This window comes from Micromonospora sp. NPDC093277 (assembly GCF_044765245.1).
Classification (GTDB): domain Bacteria; phylum Actinomycetota; class Actinomycetes; order Mycobacteriales; family Micromonosporaceae; genus Micromonospora.
This window is the reverse complement of sequence record NZ_JBIWJO010000001.1, coordinates 710,805-732,908: the sequence shown is the minus strand read 5'-3', so window position 1 is coordinate 732,908 and position 22,104 is coordinate 710,805. Positions and strand designations below refer to the sequence as shown.

Sequence of the window (22,104 nt, the reverse complement as noted above, 5' to 3'; positions counted from 1 at the left end):
GCTACGCGTCCCGGGCGAGCGGCTCGGTGCCCAGCAACGCGTCGACGAACTGCGCCGGGTCGAACGGGGCCAGGTCGTCGGGGCCCTCGCCGAGGCCGACCAGCTTGACCGGGATGCCGAGCTTGCGCTGCACGGCGATCACGATGCCGCCCTTGGCGGTCCCGTCGAGCTTGGTCAGCACCACGCCGGTCACGTTCACCACCTCGGTGAAGACCCGGGCCTGCTCCAGGCCGTTCTGGCCGGTGGTGGCGTCGAGCACCAGCAGGGTCTCGTCGATCGGGCCGTGCTTCTCCACCACCCGCTTGACCTTGCCCAGCTCATCCATCAGGCCGATCTTGTTCTGCAGGCGGCCGGCGGTGTCCACCAGCACCGTGTCGACCTTGGTGTCGATGCCCCGCCGGACCGCGTCGAAGGCGACGCTGGCCGGGTCCGCGGCCTCCGGCCCGCGCACCGTCTCGGCGCCGACCCGGCTGCCCCAGGTCTCCAACTGGTCGGCGGCGGCGGCCCGGAAGGTGTCGGCCGCGCCGAGCAGCACGGTACGCCCGTCGGCGATCAGCACCCGGGCGATCTTCCCGCAGGTGGTGGTCTTGCCGGCGCCGTTGACCCCGACGACCAGCAGCACGGCCGGCACGTCCACCTTGGGGTTGGTCTTCAGCGACCGGTCCAGGGTCGGGTCGAGGGCGTTGACCAGCTCGGCGGCGAGCAGGGCACGCAGCTCGGTGGTGGAGCGGGTGCCGAGCACCCGGGTCCGCTCGCGGAGCCGGTCGACGATCTCCCGGGTGGCGTCGATGCCGACGTCGGCGGTGATCAGGCTGTCCTCGATCTCCTCCCACGCGTCCTCGTCCAGGTGCTCGCGGGTGAGCAGGCCGAGCAGGCCCCGGCCGAAGGCGTTCTGCGAGCGGGACAGCCGGGAGCGCAGCCGGACCAGCCGGCCCGCGGTGGGCTCGGGCACCTCGATGGTGATCGCCGGCGCCTCGACCACCGGCGGCTCGACCAGCACGCCGGTGGAGACCTCCGGTGCCGCCTCGACCGGCGGAGCGGCCAGCTCCTCCTCGGCGCGGGTCTCGGCCTCCACTTCCTCGGCACGCCGGCGCAGCCGGGGCACCACGAGACTGAGGCCGCCGAGGATCAGCACGCCGAGCAGGGCGAGTGCGATGAGGAGGTATTCCTTCATGCCCGAAATCCTGTCAGATGGCGGCGACGGCGTCCCACTCACCGCCTCCGTACCCGCGAGCGAGCCGCCGGTACGCTCGCCGCAGCCAGCGTGCCGAACACGCAGTCCGGGTACGAACCCCTCGGAGGTGCCCCGTGCCCAGTTCCCGCCTGCTCATCGGCCCGTTGCTGCGCCGGGTCGTCGGCACGCGGGCGACGGTCTGGGTGGAGACCAGCGGACCCGCGGTGGTCACCGTCCGCACGGCCGACGGCGCCACCGGCACCGCGCCGACCTTCTCGGCGTACGACCACCACTATGCGATCGTGGTGGTGGCGGGGCTCACCCCGGACAGCGCCACGACGTACCAGGTGCTGATCGACGACGAGCTCGCCTGGCCGGTGCCGGAGAGCGGCTTCCCGCCCAGCGTGATCCGTACCCGGGCGGCGGACGACCGGGACCAGCCGGTGACGTTGGTCTTCGGCTCGTGCCGGGAGACCACCCAGCGCTCCACCGCCCGCAGGCTGCCCCCGGACGCGCTGGACGCGTACGCCCGGCGGTTGATCGCCGCCCCTGAGCCCGGCGGCCTGCCCGACCTGCTGGTACTGCTCGGCGACCAGGTCTACGCCGACGTCACCTCGCCGACCGTGCGCAGGCTGCTCAGGCGGCGCCGGCACCGGCCGGCGGGTGCCCCGGCCACCCAGGTGGTCAGCTTCGACGAGTACACCAGGCTCTATCTGGAGTCCTGGCGCGACCCGGAGATCCGGTGGCTGCTCTCCACCGTGCCCAGCGTGATGATCTTCGACGACCACGAGGTGATCGACGACTGGAACACCTCGGCGTCGTGGCGGGCGGACATGCGCGGGCAGCCGTGGTGGGCGGAACGGATCCGCAGCGGTCTCGCCTCCTACTGGGTCTACCAGCATCTGGGCAACCTCTCCCCCGACGAGATCGCCGCCGACCCGGTGTACGGCAAGGTCGCCGCCGCCGAGGACGCCACCGCCGTGCTGCACGAGTTCGGCGAGCGGGTCGACGGGGAGGCCGACGTCGCGCACGACACCGAGCGCTGGCGCGCGGTGCAGTACCAGTGGAGCTACGCCCTGGACCTGGGACGTACCCGGCTGGTGATGCTGGACAACCGGTCCAGCCGGATGCTGGAGTCGGGCAACCGGGCGATGCTGCCGCCCGGCGAGTGGTCCTGGTTCCTCGACCGCGCCCACGGCGTCTACGACCACCTGGTGGTCGGCGCCTCGCTGCCGTGGCTGCTGCCGCCCGGCATCCACCATGTCGAGGCATGGAACGAGAAGCTCGCCGATTCCCGCCGCCCCTGGGTGGCGAAGCTCTCCGAGCGGCTGCGCCGGGGCCTGGACCTGGAGCACTGGGCGTCGTTCCGGCGCTCCTTCGACGCCCTCGGCGAGCTCTTCGCCCGGCTGGGCAGCGGCACCCCGGCCGGCTCCGGGGCGCGGGTCGGCGCCGGTCCGGCGTACGCGCCACCGGCCTCGATCAGCGTGCTCTCCGGTGATGTGCACCACTCGTACGTGGCGCGGGCGCGGTTCGCCGACCGGGCCGTACACACCCCGGTGCACCAGCTCACCTGCTCGCCGATCCACAACCAGGTGCCGGCGGCGATGCGCCCGCTGATGCGGTTGGGCTGGAACCCGGGGCCGGCCGCCGCCACCCGGGCCCTCGCGCGTTCCGCCGGGGTGGTCCGGCCGGGCGTGCGCTGGCAGCGGCTGGCCGGACCGTACTTCGGCAACGCGGTGGCCACGCTGATCCACCGGGGCCGGTCGGCCGAGGTGGTGATCGAGGGCACCTCCGCCGACGGCCGGCTCCGCGAGGTGGCACGGCAGCTTCTCAGCGACGGTGCGTGAGTACGCTCGGCCCGTGGACGAGCACCTTCCGGAGACCCTGCGCGCGGTGGAGGACGAGCTGACCGCGCTGCTGCGCCGTGGTCGGGCGCTGTCCTGGGAGGTCGCCCGGGAGGTCCATCCCAACGTGGAGCCGAACACGTACGGCCTGCTGCTCTGGCTGCGCCGTTCGGGCTCGATCCGGCTGACCGACCTGGCCGCGCGGCTGGGCATCGGCAAGGGCACGCTCAGCCGGCAGATCGCCGGGCTCGAAGGGCTGGGGCTGGTCCGCCGCGACCCGGATCCGGGCGACCGGCGGGCGGCGCAGCTCAGCCTCACCGAGGAGGGCAGCCGCCGGTTCGACGCGGCGCGGGCGGCCCGGCTGGAACAGATCCGCCACGCGATGAAGAACTGGCCGAAACAGGACGTGGAGGACTTCGCTCGCCTGCTGCACCGGTTCAACGAGATCTAGCGAATCCCGGCCGTTTAGTTGGGGCCGGGGGGAATCGCGTCACGGACCCGGAGGCTTCTGGTTGGCGTAGGACGGCGACCACAGGTGCCGTATACGAGGGGCCGGTTGACCTGTCCTGCGAAACGCTTGCTGAGGGAGACCAGATGCACGTGCAGGTCGTGGACAAGGCTTCTACCTCGCCGGACATCGGGATCCGAGGACCATCACGGCGACATTGACCAAACGGTATATTGTGGACGATGAAGCTCGTTGTACAGGTGCGCCTGTTTCCCGACGCCAGCCAGGAGGCGGCGCTGCGGGATACGTTGAGACTGTGCAACGAGGCCGCGAACGTCGTCTCCGTCGAGGCCTACCGGACGCGGGCGTTCGGGAAGCAGGCGTTGCAGCGGCTCACCTACGGGCGGCTGAAGGCGATGGGGTTGTCCTCTCAGCCGGCAATCCACGTCGCCCGCAAGGTTGCCGACGCGTACGCCACCCTCCAGGCCAACATCGGCACCGGCCACCTCGGCAAATCGGGGTCGAAGCGCCGCCGCAAGGCTGAGGGGAAGCCGATCGGCTTTCGCCGGGATGCGGCCCAGCCGTTCGACGACCGCTGCCTGTCCTGGCAGATGCAGGCCCTCACTGTGTCGATCTGGACGACTGCGGGCCGACTACGCGGTATTCGGTTCGGCTGCTCTGACGCGCAGTACGCGGTGCTGTCCGCCCACCGCAAGGGCGAGTCCGACCTGGTGCACCGTGACGGCAAGTGGTTCCTGTACGCCACCTGCGACATCCCCGACATCGAGGTGAAAGAGCCTGACGGGTTCCTCGGCGTTGACCTGGGTATCGCGAACATCGCCACCACCAACGACGGCACCCGACACAGCGGCAACGGCCTGAACCGGGTGCGCCACCGCAACCAGCGACTACGGGCCAAACTTCAGCGCATCGGCACCAAATCGGCCAAGCGGCTGTTGAAAGCCCGCCGCCGTAAGGAAGCTCGGTTCGCGGCCGACACGAACCATCGCACCGCCAAGCAGATCGTGACCGAGGCCGAACGCACCGGACGTGGGATTGCCCTGGAGAACCTCACGGGCATCCGCGACCGGGTACGGCTCCGACGGCCCCAGCGGGTCACCCTGCACTCATGGGCATTCCACCAACTCGGCCAATTCATCGCCTACAAAGCAGCCCGAGCCGGGCTGGCGCTCGTCCACGTCGACCCCGCATACACCTCGCAGGGCTGCTCCGCCTGCGGGCACATCGCCAAAGCCAACCGCCCCAACCAATCCACTTTCCGATGCACGTCGTGCGGCTTCGCTGAGCACGCCGACGTCAACGCGGCTCGCAACATCGCCACACGCGGTGCCGCGGGCTGGGCAGCAGTCAGCCTGCCAAACGCGGCGTGACCGATGCAGCCAGCACCGAACACGATCTGCAATCTCGCCCTTGCAGGGCCGAGAAGCTGACCGAGACCTTCTGAGCCGGGAATAAGAGTTGCGCCACCTCCGGTTGTTGCTTTAGGCAACCAAGTCAGACTCCCCCTCGTTCTTCCGGAGGCGTTCCACGATGACACAGGCGACAGCGCCCACCCGGGCGACCGCCGTCGGCATGACCCACCGGCAGATCCTGGAGGCCCTCTCCGGCCTGCTGTTGGGCATGTTCGTCGCGATCCTCTCCTCCACGGTCGTCTCCAACGCGCTGCCGCGGATCATCACCGACCTGCACGGCGGCCAGTCCGCGTACACCTGGGTGGTCACCTCGACGCTGCTGGCAACCACCGCGACCACCCCGATCTGGGGCAAGCTCGCCGACCTGGCCAGCAAGAAGCTCCTGGTCCAGCTCGCTCTCGGGATCTTCGTACTGGGCTCGGTGCTGGCCGGGCAGTCCCAGTCCACCGGCGAACTGATCGCCTGCCGGGTGCTGCAGGGCGTCGGCGCGGGCGGCCTGACCGCCCTCGCCCAGGTGATCATGGCAACGATGATCGCCCCGCGCGAGCGCGGCCGGTACAGCGGCTACCTCGGCGCGGTGATGGCCGTCGGCACCATCGGCGGCCCGCTGATCGGTGGCGTCATCGTCGACACCGACTGGCTCGGCTGGCGCTGGTGCTTCTACGTCGGCGTGCCGTTCGCGATCCTCGCCCTGATCGTGCTCCAGAAGACCCTGCACCTGCCGGTGGTCCGGCGCCCGGCGAAGATCGACTGGTGGGGTGCCACGCTGATCACCGCGGCCGTGTCACTGCTGCTGATCTGGGTCACCCTGGCCGGCGACCAGTACGAGTGGATCTCCTGGCAGACCGCCGTCATGGTGGTCGGTGCGGTGCTGCTCGGCGCACTCGCCATCCGGGTGGAGCAGCGGGCCGACGAGCCGATGATCCCGCCGCGCCTGTTCCGCAACCGCACCATCGCCCTCGCCGTGGTCGCCAGCATCGCGGTCGGCGTGGGCATGTTCGGCGCCTCGGTCTTCCTCGGCCAGTACTTCCAGATCAGCCGCGGCGAGAGCCCGACCATGTCCGGGCTGATGACCCTGCCGATGATCGGCGGTCTGCTGGTCGCCTCCACGGTGGTCGGCCGGATCATCACCAGCACCGGCCGCTGGAAGCGCTACCTGGTCGCCGGCTCGGCCCTGCTCACGGTCGGCTTCGCGCTGATGGGCACGCTGCGCGCGGACACCCCGTACTGGCGGGTCGCCATCTTCATGGCGCTGATCGGCCTCGGCCTCGGCATGACCATGCAGAACCTGGTCCTCGCCGTGCAGAACACCGTCGGCACGCACGAGCTCGGCGCGGCCAGCTCGACGGTCGCGTTCTTCCGCAGCCTCGGCGGCGCGATCGGCGTGAGCGCCCTCGGCGCGGTGCTCGGCCACAAGGTCAAGGACTACCTGGCAGAGGGGCTGGCCGGGCTCGGCATCCGGGCCTCCGACGCCGGCAACGGCGGCACCCTGCCCGACGTGCACACCCTGCCCGCCCCGATCCGCACGGTGGTCGAGTCCGCGTACGGGCACGGCGCCGGGGACATCTTCCTGGCCGCCGCCCCGTTCGGGCTGATCGCCCTGATCGCGGTCGTCCTCATCAAGGAGGTGCCGCTGCGCCGGCACACCGGCGACGCGACCTCCGCCGAGGTCGAGCGGGAGTCGACCGTCGCCGCGGGCGGCGGGGCCGCGGCGGTACGGACGACCGGCGGGCAGGACTGACCCTTGAGCGAGCGAACCGGCCGGGTCGGTGCGACCACAGGGAGGCGACGGCATGAGCGCATCGGTCGAGCGTGAGAGGTACGGCCCGGAGCACCGTCCGCTGCCGTTCGAACGCGGCACGGACGGGCCCCGGGTGGTCCTCGTCGGGGTGGACGGCAGCCGCACCTCGCTGCGGGCCGCCGCGTACGCGGCCGGGCTGGCCCGCCGGCAGGGGGCCGGGCTGGTGGTGGTCTTCGTCAGCTCACCGGCCCCCTACACCGGGATGATCTCCGGTGTGGTAGCCGGTGCGGTGCAGCAGACCCACGACGAGCTGGCCGCCGAACTGCGCCAGGAATGCCGGCGCGGGGCCGAGGAACTGGGCTTGCCGGTGACCTTCCTGTGCCGGCGCGGCGACGCGTACGCCGAGCTGTGCAAGGCGGCCGACGAGCACCGCGCGGACCTGGTCGTGGTCGGATCGTCCGAGCAGGCCGGGCACCGCCTGGTCGGCTCGGTCGCCACGCGGCTGGTCCGCACCGGCCGCTGGCCCGTCGTCGTGGTGCCCTGAAGCGGAAGGAAGGGCCCCTCGTTAACGCCTCGCGTTGTACAGGGGGCCCCTCCTAACATCGCCGGATGACCTGGACAGCACCCACGATCGACCGTAAGCACGAGCCCTACCTCGGTGACGAGCGCACCATGCTCGAAGGCTGGCTCGACTACCACCGCGACACCCTGCTGCTCAAATGCGCCGGCCTCACCGCGGCGCAGCTCAAGACCCCGAGCGTCGAGCCGTCCTCCCTGACCCTGCTCGGCCTGGTCCGGCACATGGCCGAGGTGGAGCGCTGGTGGTTCCGCATCCGGGCCGCCGGCCAGCAGCTCGACGACCTCTACTGCACCGAGGCCAGCCCTGACGGTGACCTGGACGACATCGCCGACGCCGACCCGGAGGCCGACTTCGCCACCTACGCCGCCGAGGTCGAGGCGGCCCGAAAAGCCGCCGCCAACCTCTCCCTGGACCGGACGTTCATTCGCCGCCGTCGCGACGGCGGCGGCGACGAGATGAACGTCCGCTGGGTGTACGTGCACATGATCGAGGAGTACGCCCGGCACAACGGCCACGCCGACCTGATCCGTGAACGGATCGACGGCGTCACCGGCGACTGACCTGCCCCGGCTCCGTGAGGTGGCGGTGTCCCGGCGGACCGGAGCCCGCCACCTCGGCGATACGGTTCAGTACGCCAGCGCGGCGCGCAGGTAGCGCAGGTCGTCCGGGCCGGTCCAGCGGTGCGCGGAGAGCCCGGACACCCGGGCGCCGGCGACCGCCCGGTCATCGTCGTCGACGAAGAGCACCCGCGCCGGCGGGGTCTCCAGCGCCTCGCAGGCCGCCTGGAAGTACTCCTTCGCCGGCTTGTGCACCCCGACGACCGAGGAGTTGACCACCACGTCCAGCTCGTCGGTCAGGCCCAGCGCGGCCAGATCGGCGTCCAGCAGGTCGGTGGCGTTGGTGCCCAGCCCGACCCGTACGCCGGCGGCCCGCACCTCGCGGACGAACGCGAGCACGTTCTGGTCGACCTCGCCGCGGTAGCGCTGCCACTCCTCGACCGCGGCGCGGGCCCGGGCTTCGCCCACCGACGGGGCGAGCGCCTCGGCCACGCTGGTCATCCACTGGTCATGGCTGACCTGCCCGGTGAGCACCGGCTGGAGCAGCCCCCAGGACATCGCGATCTCGCCCAGGACGCCCTCGGTGAGCCCGTACTCCCGCTCGACGCCGGCGGCCACCGCCGGGTCCCAGCGGCGCAAAACGCCGTCGAAGTCCACCAGCAGCGCGGTCGCCCGTTCCCGACTCACTCGTCCTTCTCCTGCCCGTCGTCGTCGGCCCGGTTGAGCCGTTGGCTGATCACCTGGGTCACGCCGCTGCGCATCGTCACGCCGTACAGCGCGTCGGCGATCTCCATGGTCCGCTTCTGGTGGGTGATCACGATCAGCTGGCTCTTCTCCCGCAACTGGGCCAGCAGCGTGATCAACCGGCCCAGGTTCACGTCGTCGAGGGCCGCCTCCACCTCATCCATGATGTAGAACGGGCTGGGCCGGGCACGGAAGATCGCCACCAGCATGGCCACCGCGGTCAGCGACCGCTCCCCGCCGGAGAGCAGCGACAGCCGCTTGATCTTCTTGCCCGGCGGCCGGGCCTCCACCTCGACGCCGGTGGTGAGCAGGTCCTCCGGGTCGGTGAGCACCAGCCGTCCCTCGCCACCGGGGAAGAGCACGGTGAAGACCTGCTCGAACTCCCGCGCGGTGTCCTCGAACGCGCTGGCGAAGACCTCCAGGATCCGCTCGTCGACATCCTTGACCACGGTGAGCAGGTCCCGCCGGGTGGCCTTGAGGTCCTCCAGCTGCTCGGAGAGGAACTTGTAACGCTCCTCCAGCGCGGCGAACTCCTCCAGCGCGAGCGGGTTGACCTTACCGAGCAGGGCCAGTTCCCGTTCCGCCTTGGCGGCCCGCTTCTCCTGCACCGGCCGCTCGTAGCGGACCGGTTCGGGCACCGGGATGCTCTCCTTCTCGGCCGCCGCCACGTCCGCGTCGGTGGGCGGGACGAGCTGATCCGGGCCGTACTCGGCGATCAGCGTCGCCACGTCGAGGCCGAAGTCCTCGGCGGCCTTGGCCTCCAGCTGCTCGATGCGCAGCCGCTGCTCGGCGCGGGCCACCTCGTCCCGGTGCACCTGGCTGGTCAGCCGGTCCAGCTCGGCGCCGAGCCGCTTCGCTGCGCCGCGTACCTCGGAGAGCTCGGCCTCGCGGGCGGCGCGCTCGCGGGCCACGGCGTCGCGGTGCTCCTCGGCCCGGGCGATGGAAACGGTGAGCCGGGTCAACGCCTCGCGGGCGCCGCCGACCACGGCCCGGGCGATCTCCGCGCCGCGGGTGCGGGCCGCCCGGCGGGCCGCGGCGCGTTCCCGCGCGGCCCGCTCGGCGTTCGCCTGCCGCGCCAGCGAGTCGGCCCGGCCGGCGATCGAGGAGACCCGCTCCTCGGCGGTACGCACCGCGAGCCGGACCTCCATCTCGTTCTGCCGGGCCTGCGGCACCATCGCGGCGAGCTGGTCGCGTTCCTCGGTGGACGGTTCCGCGTCGACCGGTGTGGCCTCGGCCAGCCGCAGCCGCTCCGCCAGCTCGGCGAGCGCCTGAAGGTCACGTTCCCGGGCCGCCTCGGCGCGGGCTCGGGACTCACCGAGCCGGTCGGTCTCCGCCCTGGCCGACCGGGCCGCAGCGCCCAGCTCGGCCAGCCGGCGGGCGGCGGCGTTGCGGTGGCTCTCCGCCTCACGCTTGGCGGCGGCGGCGTGCTGTACGGCCTCCTTCGCCGTGTCCACCTCGGCACGCGCCTCGACCAGCCGCTCGCGCAGCTCGGCACTGCTCCGCTCGGCGGCGGACCGGTTGGTCCGGGCCTCCTCGACGGCCGCCTGCACCTCGATGAAGCTGGGCGCCTTGGCCGACCCGCCGGCCGCCGCGTACGCCCCGACGATGTCGCCGTCCGGGGTGACCGCGCGCAGCTCCGGGTTTCCGGCGACCAGCTCGGCCGCGGCGGCGAGGTCGTCGACCAGCGTCACGTCGCGCAGCGCCCGGTACACCGCCGGCCGGATCTCGGCCGAGCAATCCACCAGGTCGGGTGCCCAGCGGGCACCGTCGGGCAGCTTCGGGCGCAACGCGTCGGCCGGGCCGTCCATGCCCGGCCCGGCGGCGCTGCCGACCAGCAGGCCGGCCCGGCCGGCGTCGGAGATCTTGAGCAGGCGCATCGCCTCGACGGCCTCGTCGACGCCGCTGACCGCGACCGCGTCGGCGAGCCCGCCGAGCGCGGCGGCGAGCGCCGCCTCGTGGCCGGGCGCGACGGTGAGCAGCCCGGCGAGGCTGCCGAGCAGGCCCGGCACCTGGTCGGCGCGGGCCAGCAGCGCACCGGCGCCGTCCTTGCGACGCAGGCCGAGGGCGAGCGCCTCCTCACGGGCCTTCCAGGTGGCGGCGTCCTTCTCGGCGGCGCGCTCGGCGTCGGCGAGGCTGCGGACGGCCGCCTGCGCCTGCTCGTGCACGGCGACCGTCTCGGCGTGCCGGGCGTCCAGGTCGGCGTTGTCCCGGTCCGCCTCGGTGGACTGCTCGGCGACCGCGTCCAGCTCGGCCTGCGCCTTGTCGGCCCGGGCCAGCGCGTCGGCGTGCGCGGTGGCGAGCCGTTCGATCTCCTCGCCGGCGCTGGTGGTCCGGGCCCGGGCCGAGTTGACCTGGCCGGTCAGCCGGGCCAACCCCTCCCGCCGGTCGGCGATGGCCTTGGCGGCGGCGACCAGTTCCCGCTCGGCGGCGGCGAGCTGCCGTTCCAGCTCCTGCCGGTGCTCGACCGCCTCGGCCAGCCGGATCTGATCCTCGGTGAGCGCCGCACGCAGCTCCTCCTCCTGCTCGCGGACCCGCTGCGACTCGGCCTCGAGCTGGTCGGGGTCGCGGCCGGGGCGCTCGTCGTCCGGGGTGGCGCTGAGGTGGCGCAGCCGTTCCCGGGCGAGCTGCTCGATGGACCGGAACCGCTCCTGGAGTGCGGAGAGCTTGTACCAGGTGTCCTGGGCGGCGGCGAGCAGCGGGGCATCCTCGGCGAGGGCGGCCTCCAGTTCGCCGAGGCGGGACTGCACCTCGGTGTGTTCCGCCTCGATCTGTTCCCGCCGCTCGCGCAGCGCGGTCTCGTCGGCGATCTCCCTGTCCAGCGTGGTCCGCAGGGTGTGCAGGTCGTCGGCGAGCAACCGCAGCCGGGCGTCGCGCAGGTTGGCCTGGATGGCCGCGGCACGGCGGGCCACCTCGGCCTGCCGGCCCAACGGCTTGAGCTGGCGGCGCAGCTCGGCGGTGAGGTCGGTGAGCCGGTTGAGGTTGGTCTGCATCGCGTCGAGCTTCCGCAGCGCCTTCTCTTTGCGCTTGCGGTGCTTGAGGACGCCGGCCGCCTCCTCGATGAACGCCCGCCGGTCCTCCGGCTTGGCGTGCAGCATGCCGTCGAGCCGGCCCTGGCCGACGATGATGTGCATCTCCCGGCCGATGCCGGAGTCCGACAGCAACTCCTGGATGTCCAGCAGCCGGCAGGTGTCGCCGTTGATCTCGTACTCGCTCTCGCCGGAGCGGAACATCCGGCGGGTGATGGAGACCTCGGTGTACTCGATCGGCAGCGCGCCGTCGGTGTTGTCGATGGTGAGGGTGACCTCGGCCCGGCCCAGCGGCGCCCGCCCGGCGGTGCCGGCGAAGATGACGTCCTCCATCTTGCCGCCGCGCAGCGCCTTGGCCCCCTGCTCGCCGAGCACCCAGGCGATGGCGTCGACGACGTTGGACTTGCCGGAGCCGTTCGGGCCGACCACGCAGGTGATCCCCGGCTCCAGCTTCAGCGTCGTCGCGGAGGCGAAAGACTTGAAGCCCTTCACCGTCAGGCTCTTGAGATGCACCTTCTCGATCCTCGTCCGGTGGCCGCCGTACCGTCGCCGGCTGCGCGGACCTGGTAGACCCGCAGACTAACCCGGGGGCGGGGTGACCACGGCATGCGACCCACCGCGGGGCCCGTCGTGTCCGGTTTCGGCGCGCCCCGGGAAGAGTGCGGAAAACCACAAGATCCTATTCGCGGCCCGGTTGCCACCGCGCAATTTCGCGCTCACGTGATCTGAAGATCCGACCCGAAAACAAAGGCGTACGCACAAAGCGGCGCGCCGGCACGTGGGGGTGTCGGCGCGCGTTTTCGGGTGGTGCGATTCAGTTTTCCGACAAACCGGAGATCAGGTCAGCGCGGGCTCGGCCAGCCGGAGGAGGTCATCAGCCTCCGCCGCTGCCGCCGCCAGCCGATCATTGTCGGCGCGCAAGCGCGTGATCTCGAACTCCAGTGCCTGAACCCTGGCACGCAGTCGGGTGACCTCGTCGAGCAGGCGCCGGTCGGGCGCTGCACCAACGTGGCCGTAGAGGGCCTTCGCCATGCTGACTCCTTGATATGCGCTGCCGGAAAGGCCGGCCAACGCGCGCCCATCATGTTCGCGGCTGCCATCCCAGCAAAATGCGGGCATGGCTGGGCGCGACTGGCGACACCTACATATTGAGCCGCAAACCCCTCCTTCGTCAAGTTCCCGCAGGCCGTAGATCATCTCCACGTCGACCTGTCCACTTGTCGGGGGCTGCCGTGAGGCACGGACACGCTCTGTCCGGACGACATAACTGTACGCCCTGGAATGCGTGAACACCTCACCCTCTCTGTCGGCTTCCCCTTAACTCTTTCTTAGCCACGTTGTCGCTGCTCGCGGCACCACCTAGCGTCAGCCTGGCCGACAACCGACCCGTGGAGGGGACAGGCGTGTACCGCTGGACCGACCCGATCGAACCGGATGGCTCTGCCCGACACCCGCAGCCGCCGGCCGCCAGCGGACCGGCCTGGCTCACCGACCGGCCGGAGCCGCGCTCGGCGTACCTCTTCGGGGACGAGCCGGAGGCCGCAGACGCCGGCTGGGCCGGCACCGCGACCGAGGCCTGGCGGACCGGCGACCCGGACGGCGGCTGGCGGACCGGCACGTCAGACGACACCTGGCGGACCGGCGACCCGGGCGACGCCTGGCGGACCGATGCCCCAGAGGGCGGCTGGCGGGCGGACGGCCCGGACGACCGGTGGCAGCCCGGTGGGCACCCCGACTGGACAGCGGAGCACGCGGCGTTCGAGCCGGCGGTCGCCCCGTTCGAGCAGTCCGCCGGCTGGCCGGCGCAGGAGCCGTCCACCTGGCGTCCGGCCACCGACGGCTCGTTCGACGAGCCGGGGCGGCACCGGCAGTCACGCCGCTTCCCGCGTCCCCTGCTGATCGGCGGGGCCGCCGCCGCGGCGACGCTGGTGGCCACCCTCGGCGTGGCCGGCCTGCTGCTGCCCGGCGACGGCCAGCAGACCGGGTCGAGCGTGGCCGACGACGCGGCGGCCGCCGCCCCGGTCGCGCCGGACGCCTCCGGCGACACCCTCGCCCGCACGTCGCCCACCGCCTCGCCGACCGGCTCCCCCAGCGCCGCCCCGTCCAGCGCCCGGCCGAGTCCGACCCGGACCGCCACGCCGCAGTCGAACCGGACCACCGCCTCCTCCCGCCAACTGCAGCGCACCGCCGCGCCGAGCAGCACCACCGCCCGGACCACCTCGGCCAGCGGGCTGAGCGCCGAGCTGCAGCAGGTCGTCGACCTGGTCAACGCGGAACGGGCCAAGGCCGGCTGCAAGGCGGTGACCGTCAACGACAAGCTGACGCTGGCCGCCCAGCGACACAGCCAGGACCAGGCCGACCACAAGACGATGACGCACGACGGCAGCGACGGCAGCAACGTCGGCGAGCGGCTCGACCGGGTCGGCTACGCCTGGCGGGCGTACGGCGAGAACGTGGCCTGGAACCAGCAGAGTCCGGCCGCCGTCATGGACGCCTGGATGAACAGCTCGGGCCACCGGGCCAACATCCTGAACTGCTCATTCACCCAGATCGGGGTGGGTGTGGCGCGGAGCAACGGGCCGTACTGGACCCAGGACTTCGGCACCCCACGCTGAGCGGACACCCCGGCGGCGGGCCGCTACCGCGTCGTGACCGGGTCCGCGCTCGTTTGACCGGGTGAGATACGCCAGGGTTCGTCCCGCCGTGCCGGCACGGCCGGCATCCCGGGTCGGCTCGGCGTACCGGCAGGGGCGGCGACGTGCCGCCCCGCGACCCGGGAGCTGTCGATGCGGATGCGGCCGGCGTGGCCCGCCCCGCGCGGCCGGTCGGTCCGCGTCCTGCCACGCGGGCTGCACCGCGGCGCGGCGGCACTGGTGACGGTGCTGCTGCTCGCCCCGCTGGCCGGCTGCCACACCCCGATCGTCCCGCCCGGGGCACCCACCCGGTGGCCGGCCGACCGGGTCCACCAATGGCAGTGGCAGTGGCAGCTCACCGGCCCGGTGGACGTCACGGTCGACGCCGACGTGTTCCTGCTCGACCCGGTCGGCACCACCTCCGCCGAGACCGCCGGGCTGAGAGACCGGAACCGCAGGCTCGTCTGCCAGGTGCGCGTCGGGACGTACGCGTCCACCGACCCGGACGCCAGCCGCTTCCCGGCCGACGTACTCGGCGCGGCGGTGCCGGGCCGGCCGGGCAGCCAGTGGCTGGACGTACGCCGGTGGGCCACGCTGGAGCCGGTACTCGCCGACCGGTTCCGGCTGTGCCGGGGTAAGGGCTTCGGCGCGGTGGCGGTCGACGACGCCGACGGTTACCAGCAGCTCACCGGTTTCCCGCTCGACTTCGACGACCAGCTGGTGTTCAACCGCCGGGCGGCCGCCCTGGCCCGCCGGCTAGACCTCTCGCCCGGGCTGGTCGACGACGTGCCGCAGGTGGCCGCGCTCGCCCCCGACTTCGACTTCGCCGTCAACCAGGAGTGCGTACGCCGGCGGGAGTGCGGCAAGCTGCTGCCCTTCGCCGACGCGCACAAGCCGGTCTTCCACGTGGAATACACCGGCGACCCGACCGCCTTCTGCGTCACCACCGTCGGCTACGGCTTCGCCTCGATCCTCAAGGACCGCAAACTGGACGCCTGGCGCACCCCCTGCCCCCTCCCCTGACCCACCCCACCCGCCCCACCGCCTCCCCACCCACCCCACCCCACCCCCCATCGGCGTTGATCATGAGGTTGCTGGCGCGACACGCCGACGCGAAAGGCGCTAACTTCATGATCAACCAGGGCGCCGGGGTGGGGAGGGGAGGGGGAGGGAGGGGAGGGAGGGGAGGCGGGCGGAGGGTCGGGCCGCCGCCGCGGCCCGACCCTCCGGAAGTGTCAGCAGATCAGTGGGCGCCGACCAGTTCCGGGGTGGGGGTGGGTGGGTCGGCGGGTGGGGTGGCCGGTCGGGCCCGCAGGAAGCGGGGGGCCCACCAGTTGGCGTCGCCCAGCAGGGTCATCAGGGACGGCAGGACCACGGCCCGGATGATCGTGGCGTCCAGCAGGATCGCCGCGGCCAGCCCGATGCCGAGCTGCTTCATGTCGATGGTGCTCAGCGTCGCGAAGATCGAGAAGACCCCGACCATGACGATCGCCGCGCTGGTCACCACGCCCGCCGACGAGGTGATCCCGTACGCCACCGCGTCCCGGTTGGGCAGGCCGCCGAGGACGCCCTCGCGGATCCGGCTGACCACGAAGACGTGGTAGTCCATGGAGAGCCCGAAGAGCACCACGAACAGGAACAGCGGCAGCCAGGTGACGATCGCGTCCATCGAGGTGAAGCCCAGTGGCCCGGCCGCCCAGTCACCCTGGAAGACCAGCACCAGCAGGCCGTACGCGGCCCCGGCGGAGAGCAGGTTCAACAGGATCGAGGTGAGTGCCACCACCACCGACCGGAACGTCCAGGCCATCACCAGGAAGGTCAGCGCCAGCACGAAGGCCACCACGATCGGCAGCCTGTCCCGGATGTGCTGGGCGTAGTCCTCGTTGGCGGCCACGGCGCCGCCGATCGCGTACTCGATCCCGGGGATGCCGCGCAGCGCGGCCGGTGCCAGGTCCTCGCGCAGCTTGTGCAGCGAGCGGGTGGCCTCGTCGGTGCGGCTGGCGTGCGGGGTGGCGACCTCCAGCACGGACACCCGGTGGTCGGCCGAGACCTCGATCTTCGCGCCGTCCCCCTCGGCCGGCGCGAAGATCGGGTCGGCGGCGGCCCGCCCGGCCAGGTCGGTCAGCGCCGCGTGCACCCGGTCGGCCTGCTCGGCCGGTGCCCGCACCGCCACGGTGTGACTGGTGCCGTTGCTCGGGAAGGCGGCGGTGAGCCGGTCGTACGCCTGCATGACCGGCGTGGTGCGCGGCACGTCCTCCATGCCGGGGAACTTCATCTTCATGCCCAGCGCCGGGGCGGCCAGGGCGAGCAGCAGCCCGACCGAGACGACCAGGGTGGTCCGCGGCGCCCGCAGCGCGGGCCTCAGCACGGCCGGCCAGAACCGGGGCCGGGCCGGCTGGCCGTGCCGGCCGACACGCGGGGCGGTGAGCCGCCACAGCAGCGGCACCCGGGGCCGGTCGACCCAGCGGCCGAGCTTGGCGAGCAGCGCCGGCAGCACGGTCAGCGAGCCGATCACCGCGACCGCGACCACCAGGATCGAGCCCACGGCCAGCGAGGAGAAGATGGCGTCCTGGGCGAGCAGCAGCCCGGCCATCGAAATGATCACGGCGGTTCCGGAGACCACCACGGCGTGCCCGGAGGTCTCCGCGGCGATCTCCACGGCGTCGAGTCCGGACCGCCCCTTCGCCCGTTCCTCACGCTCCCGGCGGACGTAGAACAGTGAGTAGTCGACGCCGACTGCCATGCCGATCAGCAGGATCACGCTGGCCGTGGTGTCGTTGGCCGGCACCAGGTGCGAGGCCAGGGTGGAGAGACCCATCGCCGCGGCCACCGAGGAGAGCGCGAGCAGCACCGGCACGCCGGCCGCGATCAGCGCGCCGAACGCGATGATCAGGATGGCCAGGGTGACCGGCAGGCTGAGCAGCTCCGCCCGCTGGAAGTCCTTCCCGAGCGTGTCGTCGAGCGCCTTGTTGATCGAGGGGCCACCGACCTCCTCGATCCGTAGCGCCGGATGCGCCTCCTGCACCTTGGCGGTGGCGTCCTGCAGCGGCTGTACCCGGTCCGACGCGGTCTCCGGCTCGCCGGACATGGTGACCGGCAGCAGCAGCGCGCTGCCGTCCCGGGACGGCATCGGGGTGCCCACCGAGGCGACCCCGACGACCTGCCGCAGCCGGTCCGCCGCGTCGTCGGCGGCGGCCTTGGCCGCCGCCTGGTCGAGGGTCCCCGAGCGGGACGTGATCAACACGTTCTCGGTCGCCGGCTCGTGGAAGCCGCCACGGTCGACGATCGCCTCGGACCGTCCCACCTCACCGATCGACTCGTCGGCGGAGCTCGCCTCGTTCAGGCCCGCGGCGTTGCCCCCGACGAAGCACACCGCCACGAACACCACCCACAGTGCGATGGCCCGCCACGGATGCTCCGCACTCCACCGCGCCAATCGCACCGTCACCGGTCGCCTGCCCATACCCGGGTTCCCCCTCCACACGTCGGCCCCGTGCCGACGGTGCTGACGCTAGGAAGCGGGAGACGCCCGGACATCCGGGAACGGCCCCGGCTCGTCCCCGAGCCGTCCGGTCCCGGCCGGTCGGCCCGAAACGGCTCAACCAAGCGTACAAAAGGGGATTTTCAGGGCACGTCCGGGGGAACGCGCCGCAAGCCGCCCGGAGTGGCACACCGGCGCAACCCCGAGGCTGCTCCGGGTCATCCCCGGAGAGCGCCCCGGGGACGGGGTTGGCAGCGTGGACAGCTGTACGACGAACGGTTCATGAACGCCTCACGACGGATCGGCGCACCGCACCGCCCACAGGGTTCCCCCTCTCGGCCGTACGCGTTGAGCGACCGGTCGAAGTAGCCGCTCTCGCCGTTGACGTCGACGTACAGCTCGTCGAAGCTGGTGCCGCCCTGCTTGATCGCCTCGGCGAGCACGTCCCGGACGTGCCCGAGCAACCGGCCGACAGCCGGTCCGGTGAGCGCGTCGGTCGGCCGGACGCCGTGCAGCTTCGCCCGCCACAGCGCCTCGTCGGCGTAGATGTTGCCGATCCCGGAAACCAGGGTCTGGTCCAGCAACGCCCGCTTGACCTCGGTACGCCGCCGTCGCAACGCAGCCACGAAGTCGGCGTCGGAGAACTCCGGGTCCATCGGATCCCGGGCGATGTGCGCGATCTCCTGCGGCAGTTCCGCCCCGCCCTCGGACACCGACAGCCCGCCAAACGTGCGCTGGTCGACGAAGCGCAACTCCAGGCCGTCGTCGGTGAACCGGAACCGGACCCGCAGGTGCAGCTCGTCGGCCGCCCCGACCGGTTGCAGCAGCAGTTGGCCGGACATGCCGAGATGCCCGACGAGGGCGTCCCCGCTGTCCAGCGGCAGCCACAGGTACTTGCCCCGGCGCCGCACGTCGGTGACGGTCCGCCCGGCCAGCACGTCGGCGAAGTGCTCCCCGCCCGGCTGGTGCCGGCGTACGGCCCGGGGGTGACGCACCTCGACGGAGCTGATCGTCCGGCCGATGACCCACTCGGCCAGGCCCTGCCGGACCGTCTCGACCTCGGGCAGCTCAGGCACGGCCAGCACCCGCTCCGGCCGGGTCGGCCGTGGATCCGCTGCCGGCGTCGCCCGCCGCGGCGGCATCCCCCGTTGGCGTGCCCTGCTCCCGCTCGGCCTGCTCGGTCAGCATCCGCCAGGCCGACTCGGCGGCCCGCTGCTCCGCCTCCTTCTTGCTGCGCCCCTCGGCGCCGCCGTACCGGTTGCCGGCCACCACCACCCAGGCGGTGAAGGTCTTGAGGTGATCCGGGCCGGTGCCCTCGATGCGGTATTCCGGGACGCCCAGCCCGAGCGCGGCGGTCAACTCCTGGAGGCTGGTCTTCCAGTCCAGCGCGGCGCCCCGGCCGGCCGACTCGGCCATCAGCGGGTCGAAGAGGCGATGGATCACGACGGCCGCGGTGTCCAGGCCGTACTGGAGGTAGATCGCGCCGAGCAGCGCCTCCAGGGTGTCGGCCAGGATGCTGGCCTTGTCCCGGCCGCCGGTGGTCTCCTCCCCCTTGCCCAGCAGCAGGTACGCGCCCAGCCCGTCCGGACCGAGGCCGCGCGCCACCTCGGCGAGGGCGCGCATGTTGACCACGCTGGCGCGCAGCTTGGCGAGCTGCCCCTCGGGCAGGTCCGGATGGTTGTGGAACAGCGCCGTGGTGATCACCACGCCGAGGACCGAGTCGCCCAGGAACTCCAGCCGCTCGTTGGTGGGCAGGCCACCGTTCTCGTACGCGTAGGAGCGGTGGGTGAGGGCGCGCTCCAGCAGTTCCGGCTCGAGCGACACCCCGAAGGCCGCCTCCAGGTGGCCGACGGGAGCACGCCGCCGCTTGTCGTTGGTCATGGTGCTACCTCGGTGTCGTTGCGGTCAGGTGCGGGATCGTGCGGGACACCGTCGAGCAGGGTGGAGACGGTGTCGGTGGCGCCACGCCGCCACAGGTGGGCGGCGAGGGCGATGCCGGAGGCGACGTCGTCGGGCCGGGCCGCCCCGTGGCAGACGACCACCGTGCCGGCCACGCCGAGCAGGGCCGCGGCGCGCGGGGCACCGCCGCTCGCCGGCGGTCCGCCGGCCATCGCGTACGCGCCCTCGATGGCCTTGAGCAGGACGTTACCGGTGAACCCGTCGGTGACCACGACATCGGCGCGCGCGCCGAGGGAGATGTCGAACCCCTCCACGAGGCCCACGTAGCGGCCGCCGCAGGGCAACGGCACGGCAGCGAGGGCGGGGTCGGCGGCGCGGCGCAGCCGGTCGCCCTTGCCCGCCTCGGTGCCGACGGAGAGCAGGCCGACCCGGGGCGCGGCGACGGCGTGCGCCACGGCGGCGTACGCGGTGCCGAGCACGGCGTGCCGGGTGAGGGTGGCCGGGCCAGACTCCAGGGTGCCGCCGACGTCCAGCAGCACCACCGGGCCGGCGACGGCGGGCAGGGTGGCCACCAGGGCCGGGCGGCGGATGCCGGTCCACCGGCCGAGGCCGAGCGCGGCGGCGGTGACGGTGGCGCCGGTCGAGCCGGCGGAAACGATCGCGTCGGCGAGCCCGTCACGGACGGCGGCGACGGCCGCGTGGACGGTGCTCTCCGTGCGCGCGGCGGTGGGATGGTCGGCCATGCCGACGGCGGTCCGCACCGGGCGGACCGTGACCCGGGCGCGTTGCTCCGGGTCGAGCGCACCGATCAGCCCGCCGGCGACCTCGGTCGGTCCGACGAGCAGCAGGTGTAGGTCAGGGTCGGTACGCACCGCCCGCAGAGCGCCGTCAACCACGACGGCGGGAGCATCGTCCCCGCCGAGGAGGTCGACGGCGATCCGCGCGGTGCCCGGCTCCATCGGGGCGCCGGCCGGGAATCGGCCAGCGCTGGAGGGAGCCGGGACACCGGGCGAGAGCCAGGGTGTGCGCGCCACCCGACCAGTGGTCGGGGACGTCACTCGGCTACCAGGTCAGACCTCGAGGACCTGGCGGCCGTTGTAGGTGCCGCAGACGGAGCAGGCGGTGTGCGGCAGCTTGGCCGACTTGCACTGCGGGCAGGCCACGGTCGCGACCGCCGCGGTCTTCCACTGCGCCCGACGGGCCCGGGTGTTGCTGCGCGACATCTTGCGCTTGGGGACGGCCACGGTTCTTACTCCTCTGTACGGGTCAGTTGCGACAGGCCCGCCCAACGCGGGTCGATCTGCTGATGGCTGTGATCGGCCGGCAGATCGTCCCACTGCACCCCACAGTCGGGGCACAAGCCTGGGCAGTCCTCCCGGCAGAGCGGGTTCGTCGGCAGCGCGAGCACCACCGCGTCCCGCAGCACCGGCTCCAGGTCGATCAGATCGCCCTGCATCCGGCCTACCTCGTCCTCGTCCGTCGTGTCGTCCGTGGTGCTGTTCTCGTACGCGTACAGCTCCTGGATCCGCACGGCAACCGAGTCGTCGATCTCGCGCAGGCAGCGACCGCACTCGCCCTTGACGGGGCCGGTGACGGTCCCGGAGACGAGCACGCCCTCGGACACCGACTCCAACCTCAGGTCGAGGTCGAGATCCGCGCCCACCGGCACGCCGATCAACTCCACGCCGAGGTCCTCCGGTGCCGGCGCGACCCGCTTGACCGGACGCAACGCGCCAGGCCGACGCGGCAGTTCCCTCGTGTCGAGGACCAGCGGCGACCTGGGGTTGAGTGAGGAAGACGAGTGTTTGGGCATAGTCAGACTCCGGCCGGTGAGTGGCCGACAAAGAAGGTTACCTGGGCGAGGGGCGAACCGTCGAACCGGGGCGTCGCTCGCCCGGCCCGTCGGGTGCCGGCTGTCGGCCGCCGGCCCGGGGGCCGCTCAGAAGGGTAGCGGCCGGTCGGCCTCGTCACCGGCGAAGGTGCCGATCTCGCGCAGCGCGTGCATCTTGTCCCGGCCGCGCTCGATCGAGGCGAGCGCCCGGGTGAGGAACTGCTCGAAGTTGGCCAGCGCGGTGTCGACGTAGTCGTCCACCTCGTCCCGGAGGCGCTGCGCCTCGGCGCGGGCCTCGGCGATGATCCGGGCGCCCTCGTGCTCGGCGGAGACCGTGATCTCGTTCACCGAGACCAGGCGGGCGTGTTCCGCCTCACCCTCGCTGATGATCCGGTCGGCCTCGCGCTTGCCGGCCTCCATGATCTTGTCCCGCTCCTCCAGCAGCGCGGCGGCCCGGCGCAGGTCGGCGGGAAGCTCCGCGCGCAGCTCGTCGAGAGTGGCGATCATCTCACCGCGGTCGACCATGCAGTTGTTGCGCGACATCGGGACGGAGCGGGCCTGCTCCACCATGGCGATCAGTTCGTCGATGCGATCGAGCGGGTCCACCGGTACCTCACTCCTGTCGTTCGTCGGCCGACCTACATGATGCGGCCTGCGCCCGGGTTCGGCGCTGCACACATCATGTCGCGCCCGCTCCACCACACGCCGACGGC

Annotated in this window: 19 protein-coding genes; 8 read left to right on the top strand and 11 right to left on the bottom strand. The window is 72.5% G+C overall.

The genetic code is table 11. The features are described from left to right. Position 1: 1 nt before the first annotated feature. Positions 2-1,174: a signal recognition particle-docking protein FtsY gene (gene ftsY / locus ACIRG9_RS03370; RefSeq protein ID WP_402849428.1), complete on the bottom strand. Its 1,173-nt coding sequence runs from the start codon at positions 1,172-1,174 to the stop codon at positions 2-4. A 134-nt stretch (positions 1,175-1,308) separates the two neighbouring features. On the opposite strand from ftsY, the gene ACIRG9_RS03365 reads away from it, so the two are divergent. The 6 genes from ACIRG9_RS03365 (at position 1,309) to ACIRG9_RS03340 (ending at position 7,780) form a co-directional block, all read left to right on the top strand. Next, positions 1,309-3,021 carry an alkaline phosphatase D family protein gene (locus ACIRG9_RS03365; RefSeq protein ID WP_402849425.1) on the top strand — a complete coding sequence of 571 codons (1,713 nt, stop codon included), beginning with the start codon at positions 1,309-1,311 and terminating at the stop codon, positions 3,019-3,021. 13 nt (positions 3,022-3,034) lie between these two features. Continuing rightward, positions 3,035-3,469, top strand: a complete 435-nt coding sequence (locus tag ACIRG9_RS03360) for a MarR family winged helix-turn-helix transcriptional regulator (RefSeq protein ID WP_402849422.1) — start codon at positions 3,035-3,037, stop codon at positions 3,467-3,469. 239 nt (positions 3,470-3,708) lie between these two features. Further along, complete coding sequence (locus tag ACIRG9_RS03355; RefSeq protein ID WP_402849419.1) at positions 3,709-4,857, top strand: RNA-guided endonuclease InsQ/TnpB family protein; 1,149 nt, start codon at positions 3,709-3,711, stop codon at positions 4,855-4,857. A gap of 160 nt (positions 4,858-5,017) precedes the next feature. Beyond that, on the top strand, positions 5,018-6,640 hold the full coding sequence (locus ACIRG9_RS03350; RefSeq protein WP_402849416.1) for an MDR family MFS transporter: 1,623 nt from the start codon (positions 5,018-5,020) through the stop codon (positions 6,638-6,640). 52 nt (positions 6,641-6,692) lie between these two features. After that, entirely contained in the window at positions 6,693-7,184 is a 492-nt protein-coding gene (locus tag ACIRG9_RS03345) for a universal stress protein (protein WP_402849414.1), read from the top strand. A gap of 65 nt (positions 7,185-7,249) precedes the next feature. Continuing rightward, positions 7,250-7,780: a DinB family protein gene (locus ACIRG9_RS03340; RefSeq protein WP_402849412.1), complete on the top strand. Its 531-nt coding sequence runs from the start codon at positions 7,250-7,252 to the stop codon at positions 7,778-7,780. 66 nt (positions 7,781-7,846) lie between these two features. Here the strand turns inward: ACIRG9_RS03340 and ACIRG9_RS03335 are convergent, their stop codons facing one another. From ACIRG9_RS03335 to ACIRG9_RS03325, 3 genes are all read right to left on the bottom strand, one after another. Further along, positions 7,847-8,464, bottom strand: coding sequence for an HAD family hydrolase (locus ACIRG9_RS03335; protein ID WP_402849409.1), 618 nt, complete (start codon positions 8,462-8,464; stop codon positions 7,847-7,849). Then, a complete protein-coding gene (smc, locus tag ACIRG9_RS03330) occupies positions 8,461-12,060 on the bottom strand; it encodes a chromosome segregation protein SMC (protein ID WP_402849407.1) in 3,600 nt (1,199 codons plus the stop codon). The genes ACIRG9_RS03335 and smc overlap by 4 nt, the downstream gene beginning before the upstream one ends. A 324-nt stretch (positions 12,061-12,384) precedes the next feature. Next, complete coding sequence (locus ACIRG9_RS03325) at positions 12,385-12,579, bottom strand: hypothetical protein (protein ID WP_007456482.1); 195 nt, start codon at positions 12,577-12,579, stop codon at positions 12,385-12,387. 371 nt (positions 12,580-12,950) lie between these two features. On the opposite strand from ACIRG9_RS03325, the gene ACIRG9_RS03320 reads away from it, so the two are divergent. Together ACIRG9_RS03320 and ACIRG9_RS03315 are read left to right on the top strand one after the other, a co-directional pair. Continuing rightward, positions 12,951-14,162, top strand: a complete 1,212-nt coding sequence (locus ACIRG9_RS03320; RefSeq protein WP_402849404.1) for a CAP domain-containing protein — start codon at positions 12,951-12,953, stop codon at positions 14,160-14,162. Between the two features lie 171 nt (positions 14,163-14,333). Next, positions 14,334-15,203, top strand: a complete 870-nt coding sequence (locus ACIRG9_RS03315) for an endo alpha-1,4 polygalactosaminidase (protein ID WP_402849402.1) — start codon at positions 14,334-14,336, stop codon at positions 15,201-15,203. A gap of 220 nt (positions 15,204-15,423) precedes the next feature. Here ACIRG9_RS03315 and ACIRG9_RS03310 read toward each other — a convergent pair whose 3' ends face one another. The 7 genes from ACIRG9_RS03310 to ACIRG9_RS03280 form a co-directional block, all read right to left on the bottom strand. Continuing rightward, the gene (locus ACIRG9_RS03310) at positions 15,424-17,643 is read right to left on the bottom strand and encodes an MMPL family transporter (RefSeq protein WP_402849399.1); all 2,220 of its coding nucleotides are present in this window, start codon (positions 17,641-17,643) and stop codon (positions 15,424-15,426) included. A 236-nt stretch (positions 17,644-17,879) separates the two neighbouring features. Beyond that, a complete protein-coding gene (gene mutM / locus ACIRG9_RS03305; protein WP_402849396.1) occupies positions 17,880-18,737 on the bottom strand; it encodes a bifunctional DNA-formamidopyrimidine glycosylase/DNA-(apurinic or apyrimidinic site) lyase in 858 nt (285 codons plus the stop codon). Continuing rightward, the gene (rnc, locus tag ACIRG9_RS03300) at positions 18,730-19,542 is read right to left on the bottom strand and encodes a ribonuclease III (RefSeq protein ID WP_402849393.1); all 813 of its coding nucleotides are present in this window, start codon (positions 19,540-19,542) and stop codon (positions 18,730-18,732) included. The genes mutM and rnc overlap by 8 nt, the downstream gene beginning before the upstream one ends. Next, positions 19,539-20,519, bottom strand: a complete 981-nt coding sequence (locus ACIRG9_RS03295; RefSeq protein ID WP_402849391.1) for a phosphate acyltransferase PlsX — start codon at positions 20,517-20,519, stop codon at positions 19,539-19,541. The genes rnc and ACIRG9_RS03295 overlap by 4 nt, the downstream gene beginning before the upstream one ends. Before the next feature lie 111 nt (positions 20,520-20,630). After that, positions 20,631-20,804, bottom strand: coding sequence for a 50S ribosomal protein L32 (rpmF, locus tag ACIRG9_RS03290; protein ID WP_402849389.1), 174 nt, complete (start codon positions 20,802-20,804; stop codon positions 20,631-20,633). A gap of 5 nt (positions 20,805-20,809) precedes the next feature. Continuing rightward, positions 20,810-21,373 carry a YceD family protein gene (locus tag ACIRG9_RS03285; RefSeq protein WP_402849386.1) on the bottom strand — a complete coding sequence of 188 codons (564 nt, stop codon included), beginning with the start codon at positions 21,371-21,373 and terminating at the stop codon, positions 20,810-20,812. 126 nt (positions 21,374-21,499) lie between these two features. Next, a complete protein-coding gene (locus ACIRG9_RS03280) occupies positions 21,500-21,997 on the bottom strand; it encodes a hypothetical protein (protein ID WP_402849383.1) in 498 nt (165 codons plus the stop codon). Positions 21,998-22,104: the final 107 nt, after the last annotated feature.